Here is a 13,554-nt window from a genome sequence, read left to right on the forward strand (position 1 = left end):
TCCTGGTTACGCGCCCACCATGCCTACGATGTCGTAGGTGCGCTTCAGGATCGGTGCCCCGATGGTCCGCGCGCGTTCCGCGCCCTTGGCCAAGATCGCATCAATCTCATCCGGTTGCTGCATCAGCCGCGCCATCTCGCCCGAGATCGGGGACAGTTTTTCGACCGCCAGATCGGACAGCATCGGCTTGAACTCCGAGAACGGTCTGCCCCCGATATCCGCCAGAACCGCGTCTACCGATTGCTCGGCCAAGGCCGCATAGATGTTCACCAGGTTGCGCGCCTCGGGGCGGTTTTCGAGCCCGTCTGCTTCCGACGGCAGCGCGTCTGGATCGGTTTTGGCTTTACGGATCTTTTTCGCAATGGTGTCGGCGTCATCCGTCATGTTGATCCGCGATGCATCCGAGGCGTCCGATTTCGACATCTTTTTCGACCCATCCCGCAGTGACATGACGCGCGTCGCGGCCCCTTCGATCACCGGCTCGGTGACGGGGAAGAACTCAACGCCGAAATCGTGGTTGAACTTCATCGCGATGTCGCGGGTCAGCTCGAGGTGCTGTTTCTGGTCCTCACCCACCGGAACGTGGGTCGCATGATACAAGAGAATGTCTGCCGCCATCAGCGCCGGATAGGCAAACAGCCCCAAAGATGCGTTCTCCTGGTTCTTGCCGGCCTTGTCCTTCCACTGGGTCATCCGCTTCATCCAGCCCATCCGAGCCACACAGTTGAAGATCCACGCAAGCTGCGCGTGTTCAGCGACCTGTGATTGATTGAAGAGGACCGATTTGTCGGGGTCGATGCCGCTGGCAATGTACCCCGCCGCCAATTCGCGGGTTTGATGCCGGAGCGCCTCCGGGTCTTGCCAGACCGTGATCGCGTGCAAATCGACCATGCAGTAGATGGTCTCGAACCCTTGGCCCTGCATTTCGACGAAACGCTTGATGGCACCCAGGTAATTGCCCAGCGTCAGCCCGCCGGACGGCTGAATCCCCGAGAACACACGCGGCGTGAACGCAGGAGAGGTTTGGACCCCCTCGGACATGGCAAAACTCCGTCTGGCAAAAGTGGTGCGGGTGCCTTACCCATGCGCCTGAGTGCCGTCAAGCAAGGGTCGAGCCGTGACCGAGCCACATAACGAACCCCCGGTGAATCCCCTTCCCCCCATCGTGATCGCCTTGTTTCTGGTGATAGTCGGGATCGAGGCCGTGCTGAACCTTGGCGCGCGGGGGATTGTCGGCGGCGCAGACGCCGTGGGTTGGCGGATCGGCGTGATGGAGCGGTATGCGTTCTCGTCCGAGATCTTCACATGGATGCGCGAAACTGGGCGATGGCCGATCGAGCACGTGATGCGCACGGTCACCTATCCCTTTGTGCATGCGAGCTTTACCCATGCCCTGTTCGCCGGGGTGATGCTGCTCGCGCTCGGCAAGATGGTGGGCGAAGAGATGGGCAGTTTCGCAGTGCTCGCCATTTTCTTTGTGTCCGCTGCAGGAGGCGCTTTGCTCTATGCCATGCTGATCGGGCGGCCCACGCCGCTCATTGGGGCGTTTCCGGCGGTATATGGATTGATCGGCGGCTTCACATACATGCTCTGGCTGCGGCTCGGTCAATTGGGTGAAAAGCAGATCCGCGCCTTTTCGCTGATCGGCTTTCTGCTGTTCATCCAACTTGTCTTCGGGCTGCTCTTCGGCTCCAACGCAGAATGGGTCGCGGACCTGGCGGGCTTTGCGCTTGGCTTTGCGCTTTCGACAATCCTGGTTCCCGGGGGATGGGCGCGAATGGTGGAGCGTCTGCGACAGCGGGACTAGCCGCCGCGCCGAAAGGCCCCGCGCAATTCGCGCATGGAGAAGGCTCCGAAAAGCTGTCCAGCGACCGCGTAGGTCACCATGCCGATCCCGATCAAGACCGCCAGCGCAAGGAACCGGAAGCCGGTGACGGCGAAGAACGGGCCGAGCAGCAACGTGGTGATCCACAGGACACCGCCCATGACGCAAGAGGCAAGACATACCCGCCAGATGCGATCGCGGAACTGGCTGTCGAAGCGGGCCACATCGCCAAGCTTTCGTCCGCCATAGCCCAGCATCCAAACCATCGTCCACCCGGCCACTGTGGTCGCAATCGCAGGCGCGATCCACCCGATGAATGGCGCAAGGCCAATGGCAATCGCCGCGTTCACAAACATCGCCCAAGCCGCATACCTGAACGGCGTTTTTGTGTCCTCCCGGGCAAAGAACAGCGGTTGCAGCACCTTCTGCAGCACGAAAGCGGGAAGGCCGAGGCCGTAGATCGCAACCGCGGCGGCAATGGCGGCGCTGTCGTCGGGACCGGTCGCTCCGCGTTCGAAGAGCACTGTGACCACGGGCAGCGGGATGACCACGAGCGCGACCGCCGCCGGGATCGTCAACGCGAGTGACAGCTCTCCGGCGCGGGAGAACGCGTGTTTGGCTCCCGCGTCGTCCTGCGCGCTCAGGCGTCGCGAAAGGTCCGGTAAAAGAACGATGCCGACCGCGATGCCTACGACGCCCAGCGGAAGTTGATAAAGCCGGTCCGCAGCGTAGAGCCAGCCGACGGCCTTTTCGAAATGCGACGCGACCTGTTGGCCGACGAGCAGGTTGATCTGCATGACACCTCCGGCCAGTGCGGCCGGGATGGCGATGACGACGAGGCGCTTCATCTCGGGGGTCCAGCGGGGACGGGAGGGGCGGAGCTTGACCCCGGCGCGGTCGGCGGCGATCCAGACGAGGGCGAGTTGGGCGATGCCGGCGACCGGGATGGCCCAGATCAACCAAAGGATCACCTCGCCCCCGAGGTACGCCCCCAAAGCCATTGAAAAACATACAAAAATATTGAGGAACACCGGCGCTGCCGCAGCGGCGGCGAAGCGTCCGGCGGCATTCAGGACACCGGAGAACAGGGCGGTTAGCGAAATCAGCAGGATATAGGGGAAGACGATCCGCCCGTATTCGACGGTCAGGTCGAACCGTTCGTCGCTCCCGAAGCCGCCGGCCGTGGCCCAGACCAGTGCTGGCATGAAGACCATCGCGAGCGCGCTGAGGATCAGGAGGATGAACGCCAGCCCGCTGAGGGCTTGCGTGGCGAATTCGGTCGGGTGGTCGCCGGACTCTAACCGTTTGGAAAACAAAGGAACAAATGAGGCGTTGAAGGCACCTTCGGCGAAGAAACGGCGGAACATATTGGGCAGGCGGAAGGCCGCGACGAAGGCGTCCATGACCGGGCCGGGGCCGATGAGGGCGAGGATCATGACTTCGCGCAGGACGCCGAGAATACGGCTCATCAGGGTCCAGAAACCGACGGTCACAACACCGGATATGAGGCGGATCGGTTTCATGGGACTCCTGTCGCGTTGGCATCGGGGTTAGAGCAGAATTCGGGTCTGGAAAAGGGGCCGTTGTACGGAAGTTCCGTTCGGACCGTACGGCTCAAGGGTGATTTTGAACCGAAATCCGGCGAGTCTGGCCGAAAATCGGCGGATCCCGGGGAAACAAGACGGTTCGTACGCCAAATCCGTACGTTTGGCGAAAAGTGGCTGGAACGGCCCAATTGAAGACCCGCATGCCGCCACCGCGCGCTTCAGTAAGGATCGGGAAAGTTTTTGCGCCCAGGGTTCTGCCGATGCGAGATCACCGGGGTGTTCCATGTTCCTCTACAATTCGTCGCCGCTTGAAGACATCGCCACGGACCGCCTGCGATCCAGCCTGAGCCGCGTTCTGGACGACGTGCGCTTCTACGAGCAGAGATATGCCATCTTGCGACGGGGCCGTCCTGTCGCGGGGCTCGTTCCGATCACAGAGGCGCGGGCCTTGTTCGAAGCATCGCAACGAAACCGTAAATTCCGCGATATCGCCCTGCGGCAGAAAATCGAAGAAGAAGACATGCTGCGCAATGCGATCAGGGACTGCGGGGAGGCAGCCTTGGCCGACCCGGAAGTCTAGGTGTGACGCCGTTTGCGAGCGACGCTGAAAGGCGCCTGGAGCCGCGGGCTTACAGGTTTTTTGCAAAAGGTAGAAGTGTTCGACGCGGCAGGATTTTCGCCCGGTCAGAAAGGAAGGCCAAAGGCTGTTTTGAAAGACGACCATACCTTTCAATCAACACTGCATCTCGTCGGCTTTGACGAATGTCTCATTTCAAAAACTGCGAACTCGTGCATTTTTGATGCCATGACGCTACGTTGGCTTTTTGTGACAGGACTCATCTGTCTTTTGGGGGCTGGATATCTATGGGTCAGTGGTGACCCTTGGGCGCGGGCCTCTTTGAAGAGTTCAGCGGACGCACGCGCAATTCTTGATGTCCGGAGCCAGCCGCATCGTGTTGGATTTTTGCTGAGCAAAGATCCGGCTCTTTTGAAAGCCGTAGTTTGGTCGGAGACCGGGTCGGTTCTTTATCCTGGACCAGGCATTTACGTGCCAACAAGGTTCGATGTGTCAGTAGAGGAATTGCAGGCTCTCACACGTCTTACGTCACAGGCGTCTCAAGCAACGTGGTCGACCTATGATCGAGACGGGAACGAGCTTCTTTACTGCCAAAGTACACCCCGAATTTGTCTGATCTACGATCGAAATGAGCTGCAGAACGACCTGCAAGTTTCTCTGAACGGTGTAAACCGGGTCATGATTGGTTTGCTGGCAGCGATGGGATTGTTCAGCTTGGTGTTAAGCTGGCGTCCCTGGAAAGCCGCGGTCACGACCGATCAACTCGTCCTTATGCCAGAACACCACAGCGCACGCCGTGGCACGCTCGAAGTTGCTTTGACACCACGCGACTTTCGATTGCTCGAGTTTCTTAAATCGAGACAGGGCAAAGTTGTCACCAAAGATGAACTCTATGATGCTGGGTGGGGCCGAGATTTTATGCCCAACTCGCGCGCATTGGATCAGCACATGATCAACCTTCGAAAAAAGCTCGATCCGGACAAATCCCGCGCCCCTGTCATCGAAACCGTGCGCGGGGTTGGCTACAGGCTCCTGTAGGCACGATTTTGCACATTTTTTGCAGTGTTTTTGCGGAAAATTCGCACAGCCGCTGAGTGGATTGGTCAACGCTGGCCGGAGTTGAAACTCAGAACGAGAGGCGAGACCCTGATGCGCATACACCTATTGGCTGTCCCCACTATTACACTGCTCACCGCCCTTGCGTCCCCCGGCTTTGCACAGAGTGTCGGGCAATGTGGCAAGCACACGTCCGACGCGCACGGCACGCACAATCCAGAAGAGCTCACGATCTGCAGTCATATCGACCGAATGCGGCAGGGAGAGACTCATCCGGTGTTGGGCTTCATCGGCTACATCGAGTCAAAGGCTGGAAACCATGACTCGGCGCGGGAGATCTTCAGCACTCTGGCCGATCAGGGAAATGTGCCAGCGATGACCTGGATGGCCTGGATGGAAGATAATGGTCTGGGCGGGCCCGAAGATGCGGCGGCTGCAGCCGAATGGGACCGCCGCTCAATGGAAGCGGGCAGCTCGATCGGGGCATTCAACTATGGTTTGGATATTCTTCGCGGCCGTGGTGTCACCTTTGATGAGGAACTCGGCCGCAAGATAATCCAGCGGGCGGCTGATCTCGGCGATCAGTCTGCGCAGCATTTGATCGACAATGATTTCGATCTCGACAGCGTAACCCCCGACGCCGACGCGTGGAAATACGAAAAAAAACTGTACTGAGCGGGGCTACATCAACCGCCACCAGCCCGTCTGACACGCGGCTGCACGGATTGCTTTTGCCGTCGTGCACATACCCCTGACACGTCATCGAGAGGGAAAGACTATGACCAAACTTACACGCCGTGAAGGCCTGGCAACCATTGGGACAACTGTTGCGGCGGTTGCCTTGGGAGCCAACGCAAGCAAAGCCGCCACGCAAGTTGCGGCAGCTTTTGATCAATCGAACATTAAATGGAACACGCTGGAGGGCATTGAGCACCTTTGGTACCACGTTCTTAACGTGGATCGGGATCTCAAAACCGTCGACTTGCTGCTGAAGTTCGCAGCAAACGAAAAGGTCGTTCTGCATAAGCATCACGCAGATTACAGCACGTTCATCATTCAGGGTGAGTTGCGTCTCTACGACTCTGAAGGTGAATTGACCGAAATCCGCCCAACGGCGAGTTTTGTCCAAAAACCCGGCGGCGGCGCACCGCACACCGAAGGCGGAGGGGACGAAGAGTGCATCGCTTGGTTTAGTAACAAAGGAACGGACGGTGTGATCTACGAGATTCTGGGGCCAAATGGCGAAACGCTGGGCACTCTGGGCTTGCCGGAATTTGAAGCCTTGATGCAGGCGCAGGACGAACCGGTCCAGCCGATTGTTCCAGGTTGAGAGAACATCACTTCGTGCAAGCCGGAGCATTTGGCTGCTGGGATGCGGCCAACTCTGGAAGGCTGCCGACGAGTTCCACAAAGGCTCGCCTTCAAGAGGCGGCCACTTACGGACCTCCCCTTCTCATCCGGCGGCATTTCGGTGCGGCCTCGGCGACGAGTTTGACATGCCCGCAATAGCAGCTCGCATGATGTTCCATAAGCTGGAGCTCCTCGCTACGCCGGATTTCAAGGAGATCCCTAGCAGACATTTGTGCGTTGCGCAGCCTGAGTCCAAATGCGCCCAGCGCGGGCTTTGGTGCGTTACCTGATCACTGTGGACATTGCCCACGTGCGTATTCCGCACGCGGTCGATTTTGCACGCGCCATCGCTGGCAGAACCCCCGTGGGATTTCAGACCAGGTCGAAGGGGGAGGCGATCACGCCGATAACGGGGAGCAGGAGTTCGGTGTCCGATGCCTCTGCGCTGGCGAGGGCGGTATCGGCGAGGTTGATGGCCTCATCGATGCTGGCGAGGCTGCCGTCGAAGGCGTCCATCACGTTCCGCGCCGCGGTGACATTGCTTTGCCCCTGCACAACCGCGAAATAGAGGCCGATATCGGTCTTGTTTTCGATATAGGCAACGTCTGCCGAGGACCCGGTCGCGGCGCGGGCACCGGCGAGGAAATCGACGATGAAGCCGCTCTCGGTGACGTTGCCTGCCGCGAGCTGGGCGCTCCAGAAGGTCAGCCCTGCCTGGTCGGCGTCGCGTCCGAAGACGTTGTTGTAGACGGCCTGGACGAAGTCGGAGTCGCTGACATCGCTGTAGAGCGCCACGGTTTCTGGCTGGGTGAAGAAGAGGTCCGCGATGTCGCGGAGCGAGAAGCCGTCCTTTTCGAAGACCGTGGCCCAGAAGGATAGGCCAAGCGCGTCGGCGGCCCGGTTGAAATAGGCGATGTAAAGCTCGGCGAGGGCGGTCAGGTCTTCGGCACTGATCGTGCTGATGCCGTCGTGTTTGCTGACTTCGAAGCGAACGCCCCCATTGGTTTCGATCTGTTCGACGCCGAGAAGCGCCATGCTGCCGGTCGGCGCGCTTCGGTCGATCACGGTGCTGACCGCGTCTTCGAAGAATATGGTCAGGTTGCCTTGTGAGGCCTCATCGAAGGCGACGAGGTCCGTTCCGCCGCCACCAGCGATGCTATCTTCGCCCGAAAGGCTGCCGAAGACGGTGTCATTCCCTTCGAACAGGCGAATCAAGTGGTCGCCGGGGCCGTCGGTGACAAGGTCGCCGAGGTCGGTCGTTCGCAGGATCGTGAAGTCGGGTGTGCCGCTTAGATTGATGGTTTCCGAAAAGCCGAAACCGTCATTCAGGACGGCGCCGGTCGCGAGGTTGACAGACGCACCGGCAACCACGTCGTTAAACTGGAAGTCGAAGATTGGTAACCCGCCATCGGCGGCGATGTTGTAGACGTCGGCCCCGGGTCCACCAATGGCTGCCGCAACCTGCCCCGGTGCCAGGGTGATGTTGTAGACGTCCGCCCCGCTGGTGCCTTCGAGACCAAGATAGGCGTCGAGTGCGATGCTGACGCCCTGCAGGGTGTCGGCAAAGCCTGGCCCCGCCACGGTTCCCGAATTCGTCGATCCGTTGATATTGAATTCAACGGGCTCTGCGATGGGGTCATAGTCAATAATGTACCCGACGCTTGTCGCGCCATCCGGGAGGGAAAACAGGATAATGTCATCCCCTTCGCTGCCGACGATGCGATCCGCGTTTTCGGTGCTGCCCCTTGTGTCGATCACGTCGCTGCCCGATGTGCCCTCGACGCTGTCGTCGAATTGCGAGCCGATGAAGGTGATGGGTTGGGTGAGCAAGGGCAGGAAGCCGCGCCAAGTGAATTCCTGATCGAAGGGGGACTGTCCGCGCGTGGCATCGATCGTGATCGGGCCAGAGCTGTTGAAAAGGCTGGCGAGTCGAGAGAATTGAGCCGGTTCCTCGAGGTCGAACAACGCGTTTTGGAACGTCGCTGCGCTCCAGTTGATGTCTGTCACCGTCGCCTGCTCAATGCCAACACCGTCGAATTCGATGGAGGTGATCTGGCCAGCAGTCAGTGCGCCGCTTCCATTCGTCGCGAACCCTGTGCCGTTCAGTGTGACGTTCACATTGGCCTGCGTGAAGACCGTATGTGTGAGCACGACTTCGTTTGGAGAAAAGGACGTGACCGCAACGCGCAGGTTGCCGTCGAGGTCGAAAAACGACTGTTCAAGGAATAACGGGTTGGTGCCCGTATAAGTTATCAGCATCAGGGTCTCCGAGACACGCGTGAGAGGTTATTGCTTCGCGCGCTCGGCTCCTTCGGTGATTGCGGCGCGCAGTTTGGCTTCGAGACCCTTTTGCTTGTTTTCGGAGTGGAACTTCAACCCAAACATGTCCTTGACGTAGAAAGTATCGACCACCTGTTCACCGTAGGTCGCGATGACGGCGGAGGCGATGTAGACGTTGGCGTTGGCCAGGGTGCGGGTGAGGTCGAAGAGCAGGCCGGGGCGGTCGCGGGTGTCGACTTCGATGATCGTGTAGATCTCGGACCCTTCGTTGTCGAAGGTGATCGAGGTTGGCACGTTGAAGGCGCGTTCGCGTTTCTTGAGCTTGTCGCGCGTCGGCAGCTTTTCCCGGGGGACGACATCGCCACGCAGGGTCCTTGAGATCATGTCGCGCAGGCGCGGGATGCGTTCTGCGTCGTAGGGGGTGCCGTCGCTGTCCTGAATCCAGAAGGCAGCGGTGGCGTAGCCATCCTTTGACGTGAAGGTGCGCGCGTCGACCACATTGGCGCCGACGAGGGCGACCGCCCCTGCGAGGCGTGAAAAAATTCCCGGATGATCGGCCAGCGCAAAGCAGACCCGGGTCGCGTCGCGGTCTTCGTCGGGATGGATGTCGATCTTGATCTCGTCATCCTTGATATCGCGCAGGAGCCTGGCAAAGACCTTGTGTGCGGTGACGTGCAGGCCCTGCCAGTAGGGCGGGTAGTGTCGCGCGGTTTCGACCCGCAGGTCCTTGGCGTCCCAGCCTTTGAGCGCGTCGCGCAGGGCTTTCTTGGCCTCGGTGCCGCGGTTTTCGCGATTGAGCGCCTCCATCCCGTCCTGAAGGGCGCGTTTGGTCTGTCGGTAGAGCGCGCGGATGAGCACCGCTTTCCAATTGTTCCACGTGCCGGGGCCGACCCCTCGGATGTCGCAGACAGTGAGGACGCAGAGCAGGTCCAGCCGCTCTTTCGTCTGCACGGCCTTGGCGAAGTCGCGGACGGTGCGCGGGTCGGCGATGTCGCGTTTCTGGGCCATGTCGGACATGAGCAGGTGGTAGCGCACGAGCCATTCCACGGTGGCGCATTCCTGCTTCGACAGGCCAAGGCGCGGGGCGACCTTGCGGGCAATCTTGGCGCCGAGAACGGAGTGGTCCTCGTCACGGCCCTTGCCGATGTCGTGCAGGAGAAGCGCGACGTAGAGCACCTTGCGGTTGACGCCTTCGCGCAAGATCGTGCTGGCGACGGGCAGGTCTTCTTCGAGATTGCCGGCCTCGATTTCGGACAGGTGCCAGATGCATTGGATCGTGTGCTCGTCCACCGTGTAATGGTGGTACATGTTGAACTGCATCATCGCCCGGATCGGTTCGAACTCGGGTATGAATGCGGACAGCACGCCAAGTTCGTTCATCCGGCGCAGGGCGCGTTCGGGGTTGCCGTGTTTCAGCAGCAGATCGAGGAAGATGCGCTGGGCGTCCTTGTCCTCGCGCATGTCGGTGTCAATGAGATCGAGATTGGCGCTGATGAGGCGCATCGCATCGGCGTGGATCAGGAGACCCGTGCGCAGGGCTTCTTCGAAGATGCGCAGCATGTTCATCTTGTCTGACAGGAAGGCGTTTTCGTCAGCGATGGCGAGGCGGTTGTTCACCACCTCGTAGCCCTCTTTCATCTTCGGCGCGCGTTTCAGGAGACGCAGGAGAAGCGGCGGATCTTTCTGCTGCGAGGCCTCCAGCGAGGTGAGGAAGATGCGCGTCAGGTCGCCCACCGACGTGGCGTGGCGGAAGAATTCCTGCATGAAGATTTCCACCGCGCGACGGCCGCCCCGATCGACATAGCCCATGCGGTCCGCGACCTCGACCTGCATGTCGAAGGTCAGCTGTTCGGTGGCGCGGCCCGATGTGAGGTGCAGGTGGCATCGGACGGCCCAGAGGAAGTTCTCGGCCTTGACGAAGGTCTCGAATTCATCGGGCCGGAAAACGCCGATGCGGACCAGTTCCTGCAGGTTGTCGGTGTGATGGATGTATTTCGCGATCCAGAACAGGGATTGCAGATCCCGCAACCCGCCTTTGCCTTCCTTGACGTTCGGCTCGACCATGTAGCGCTGGCCCTGCTTGACGTGGCGCGCGTCGCGTTCGGCGAGCTTTGCCTCGATGAATTCACTTTCGGTGCCGGTGAAGAAATCCCACAGCTTCGTCTCGAGCTCTCGTGCCAGAGGTTCATGACCGGACAGGAACCTGTGTTCGAGCATGGCGGTGCGGATGGTGAAATCCTCGGCGCCGAGACGCAGGCAATCCTTCACCGTGCGGGAGGAGTGACCGACTTTCAGCTTCAGGTCCCACAGGATGTAGAGCATCGACTCGATCACGCTCTCGGCCCAGGCGGTGATCTTGTAGGGGGTCAGGAAGAGCAGATCGACATCCGAGAACGGTGCCATCTCACCGCGACCGTAGCCGCCGACGGCCAGCACCGCCATGCGTTCGCCTTCGGTGGGGTTGGGGTTGCGGTGGATCTTCTGGGTGACGATATCGAAGGTGATCGTGACGAGCTGATCGGTGAGCCAGGTGTATCCGGTGGTCACCGGGAAGGCGTCACGCGGGTTGTCCTCCAACCGTTTTGCAATCGCCGCCCGCCCGGATTTCTGCGCGGTCTTGAGCGCGTCGACAACGGTCTTGCGGACGCTGCGCTCATCGGGCGCGTCGCTCAGGCTGTCCCAGAGCGCCGCCGTGAGGGCGGGAACGTCGAGGACATCGTCAAACGTGTCAGACGCCGCCGGAGCGGCGTCTGAGATTTGGGGTGGTTCGATAGGATCAGAAGCCTGCGCCGCCGAAGCCGGATGGGGCTGGGTCAAGAATGGTCACCTGATTGTTGCGCACGGTTGCGACGGCGAGGCCGCGTTCATTGGTTCCGTCGGGACGGATGCGGAAGATACCGGTTGCGCCCTGAAAGCCGGAGCCCTGGGTCAGCGCGCGTCCGGAGAGGGCGTCCGAGCGGCCCTGACGGATCAGGGATCCGATCGCGTTAATGCCGTCAAAGGCAAGCCCGGCGAGCGGGTGCGGGTCCGCATTGAACTGGGCGCGGTAGCGGCTTTCGAATGCATTGGTGGACCCCCGGTCTGTCAGCGTGAAGTAGCCCCCCTGGGCCCCTGCCATCGACAGGATCTGCGGTGGCACGTCCCATCGGGCGAGGCCCATATATTGCGTGGTGGCCGGGTCGACACCTGCTGCCGGGAGCAAATCGAGAAACATCGGCAGCGCGCCGGCTGCGGTGGAGGTCAGGAACAGCGAATCCGCGCCGGAGGAAGACACCGCATCGCGGATGCGGGGAACGGCGGACGTTACGCCTTCTTGCGAGAAGGGGAAGGACTGAATGGATGCCACGCGGACACCGCTGGAGGCGGCTGCGGTCTGAATGGCGGCCTTGCCGAATTCGCCCTCGACGTTTTGCGGGTGGACGATCACGACCGAGTCGGTGCCCTGACGCGCGGCATAGCGGAGAAGTCGGTTCGCCGTGTTCTGGAAGGTCGGTCCCAGGATAAAGACATTGCCGCCCGCGATGCTGGGATTGTTCGAGAAGGACAGCACATTGACGCCATTGTCCGCCACGGCCACGCCGGCGGCATTGGACGCTTCGCCACGGAGTGGGCCGAGGATGATCTTGGCTCCTTCGGCCACCGCAGTCTCGGCCTGGGCTGCGGCGCGCTGCGGGTTCCCGGCGGTGTCGTAGACGCGCAGGTCTATCTGCACGCCGTCGAGCGAGGCAATGGCCAGCCGCGCCGCGTTTTCGAGACTGCGCGCAACGCTGCCCGCGCTGCTGTCGCTGCGCGGCACCAGAAGGGCGACCGGAACCGGCGCGCTGGTGTTCACGCGCGGACCGTCGCTGCCGCCAGCGCTTGTCATCATGGCCGGGTCGCAGGCCGCCAGACCCATGAAGGCGGCGACCGCCGCGGCTTTGCGCAACAGCTTGCGGCGGATGGATAAAACAGCCAACATGACACACACTCCCTGTACGCCGCACGGGACCGCGCACGGCTTTTTGATTGAGCGGGATAATAGACGACGCGAAAGGCGGGTCCAGACATGAATTGGCAGACACGCGAGATCGCGCCGGGGCTCTACCTCGTGGCCACGCCCCTGGGCAATGCGCGCGACATCACGTTGCGGGCGCTCGACCTTCTAGCCAGCGCGGATGTGCTGGCGGCAGAGGACACGCGGTCCTTGCGGCGGTTGCTGGACATCCATGGCGTCGCGTTGGGGGACCGACCCCTTGTGGCCTATCACGACCACAGTGGCGCAAACGTGCGCGCCCGGTTGATGGCGGCGCTGACCGATGGGAAATCGGTGGTCTACGCGTCGGAGGCCGGGACGCCACTAGTGTCCGACCCCGGCTTCGACCTGGTGCGGGCGGCGCTGGAGGCCGGTGTCCCCTGCACCACGGCACCCGGGCCGACGGCGGCGATCGCGGGTTTGACGCTGTCCGGACTGCCGTCCGACCGGTTCCTTTTCGCCGGGTTTCTGCCGAACGCGTCCGGCAAGCGGAAAAAAGCGTTGGCGGAATTGGCGGACGTGCCCGCCACGCTGATCTTCTACGAATCTCCCAAGCGATTGGGCGCGATGCTGCGCGACGCGGCCGAGGTTCTGGGCGCGGAGCGGGACGCGGTGGTGTGCCGGGAGTTAACCAAGAAGTTCGAAGAACGTTGTGCGGGGAGCTTGGCCGATTTATCCCTACGCTACGGCACGGAGACGCCGAAGGGCGAAATCGTTGTGTTGATTGACCGGGGCGAAGGTGCCGTTGCGGATCAGGCCGATATCGATGCGGCATTGAGAGCGGCCTTGGACCATATGTCGGTCAAGGATGCGGCGCGCGACATTGCCACAAAATTCGGGGTGCCCCGGCGCGAAGCGTATCAAAGGGCGATGGCGTTAGATGAATCTTAGGTGACTTGGCTTAGGG

Annotated in this window: 11 protein-coding genes; 6 read left to right on the top strand and 5 right to left on the bottom strand. The window is 61.1% G+C overall.

The features are described from left to right. Positions 1 to 6: 6 nt before the first annotated feature. Complete coding sequence (gene trpS, locus BUA42_RS00770; RefSeq protein ID WP_072775807.1) at positions 7 to 1,041, bottom strand: tryptophan--tRNA ligase; 1,035 nt, start codon at positions 1,039 to 1,041, stop codon at positions 7 to 9. Positions 1,042 to 1,117: 76 nt separating this feature from the next. On the opposite strand from trpS, the gene BUA42_RS00775 reads away from it, so the two are divergent. Next, positions 1,118 to 1,807 (top strand): rhomboid family intramembrane serine protease, encoded by a 690-nt coding sequence (locus tag BUA42_RS00775; protein WP_072775808.1) that lies wholly within the window; start codon positions 1,118 to 1,120, stop codon positions 1,805 to 1,807. Here the strand turns inward: BUA42_RS00775 and murJ are convergent. Beyond that, positions 1,804 to 3,348 (bottom strand): murein biosynthesis integral membrane protein MurJ, encoded by a 1,545-nt coding sequence (gene murJ, locus BUA42_RS00780; protein WP_072775809.1) that lies wholly within the window; start codon positions 3,346 to 3,348, stop codon positions 1,804 to 1,806. The genes BUA42_RS00775 and murJ overlap by 4 nt on opposite strands. Positions 3,349 to 3,655: 307 nt before the next feature. Here murJ and BUA42_RS00785 point away from each other — a divergent pair, with 307 nt between their 5' ends. The 4 genes from BUA42_RS00785 (at position 3,656) to BUA42_RS00800 (ending at position 6,335) form a co-directional block, all read left to right on the top strand. Next, complete coding sequence (locus BUA42_RS00785; RefSeq protein ID WP_072775810.1) at positions 3,656 to 3,952, top strand: type II toxin-antitoxin system Phd/YefM family antitoxin; 297 nt, start codon at positions 3,656 to 3,658, stop codon at positions 3,950 to 3,952. A gap of 75 nt (positions 3,953 to 4,027) precedes the next feature. Then, positions 4,028 to 4,987, top strand: a complete 960-nt coding sequence (locus BUA42_RS00790; RefSeq protein WP_072775811.1) for a winged helix-turn-helix domain-containing protein — start codon at positions 4,028 to 4,030, stop codon at positions 4,985 to 4,987. A gap of 111 nt (positions 4,988 to 5,098) precedes the next feature. Continuing rightward, the gene (locus BUA42_RS00795) at positions 5,099 to 5,680 is read left to right on the top strand and encodes a tetratricopeptide repeat protein (RefSeq protein ID WP_178346818.1); all 582 of its coding nucleotides are present in this window, start codon (positions 5,099 to 5,101) and stop codon (positions 5,678 to 5,680) included. A 103-nt stretch (positions 5,681 to 5,783) separates the two neighbouring features. Further along, positions 5,784 to 6,335, top strand: coding sequence for a regulator (locus BUA42_RS00800; RefSeq protein WP_084066056.1), 552 nt, complete (start codon positions 5,784 to 5,786; stop codon positions 6,333 to 6,335). Positions 6,336 to 6,727: 392 nt separating this feature from the next. Here the strand turns inward: BUA42_RS00800 and BUA42_RS00805 are convergent, their stop codons facing one another. From BUA42_RS00805 to BUA42_RS00815, 3 genes are read right to left on the bottom strand one after another with little or no spacing between them, the layout of a single operon-like run. Further along, positions 6,728 to 8,614 carry a DUF4214 domain-containing protein gene (locus BUA42_RS00805; RefSeq protein ID WP_072775812.1) on the bottom strand — a complete coding sequence of 629 codons (1,887 nt, stop codon included), beginning with the start codon at positions 8,612 to 8,614 and terminating at the stop codon, positions 6,728 to 6,730. 27 nt (positions 8,615 to 8,641) lie between these two features. Beyond that, positions 8,642 to 11,452: a [protein-PII] uridylyltransferase gene (locus BUA42_RS00810; RefSeq protein WP_084066057.1), complete on the bottom strand. Its 2,811-nt coding sequence runs from the start codon at positions 11,450 to 11,452 to the stop codon at positions 8,642 to 8,644. Continuing rightward, positions 11,412 to 12,593, bottom strand: coding sequence for a penicillin-binding protein activator (locus tag BUA42_RS00815; protein WP_072775813.1), 1,182 nt, complete (start codon positions 12,591 to 12,593; stop codon positions 11,412 to 11,414). The genes BUA42_RS00810 and BUA42_RS00815 overlap by 41 nt, the downstream gene beginning before the upstream one ends. A gap of 87 nt (positions 12,594 to 12,680) precedes the next feature. Between BUA42_RS00815 and rsmI the strand changes: the two genes are divergently transcribed. Next, positions 12,681 to 13,538 (top strand): 16S rRNA (cytidine(1402)-2'-O)-methyltransferase, encoded by an 858-nt coding sequence (gene rsmI / locus BUA42_RS00820; protein WP_072775814.1) that lies wholly within the window; start codon positions 12,681 to 12,683, stop codon positions 13,536 to 13,538. Positions 13,539 to 13,554 lie beyond the last annotated feature (16 nt).

Source organism: Marivita hallyeonensis (assembly GCF_900129875.1).
Classification (GTDB): Bacteria; Pseudomonadota; Alphaproteobacteria; order Rhodobacterales; family Rhodobacteraceae; genus Marivita; species Marivita hallyeonensis.

Coding starts and splice junctions, on each gene's coding strand:
- BUA42_RS00800 (WP_084066056.1), top strand. CDS start 5,784: ATGACCAAACTTACACGCCGTGAAGGCCTGGCAACCATTGGGACAACT.
- murJ (WP_072775809.1), bottom strand. CDS start 3,348: ATGAAACCGATCCGCCTCATATCCGGTGTTGTGACCGTCGGTTTCTGG.
- BUA42_RS00785 (WP_072775810.1), top strand. CDS start 3,656: ATGTTCCTCTACAATTCGTCGCCGCTTGAAGACATCGCCACGGACCGC.
- trpS (WP_072775807.1), bottom strand. CDS start 1,041: ATGTCCGAGGGGGTCCAAACCTCTCCTGCGTTCACGCCGCGTGTGTTC.
- rsmI (WP_072775814.1), top strand. CDS start 12,681: ATGAATTGGCAGACACGCGAGATCGCGCCGGGGCTCTACCTCGTGGCC.
- BUA42_RS00795 (WP_178346818.1), top strand. CDS start 5,099: ATGCGCATACACCTATTGGCTGTCCCCACTATTACACTGCTCACCGCC.
- BUA42_RS00805 (WP_072775812.1), bottom strand. CDS start 8,614: ATGCTGATAACTTATACGGGCACCAACCCGTTATTCCTTGAACAGTCG.
- BUA42_RS00815 (WP_072775813.1), bottom strand. CDS start 12,593: ATGTTGGCTGTTTTATCCATCCGCCGCAAGCTGTTGCGCAAAGCCGCG.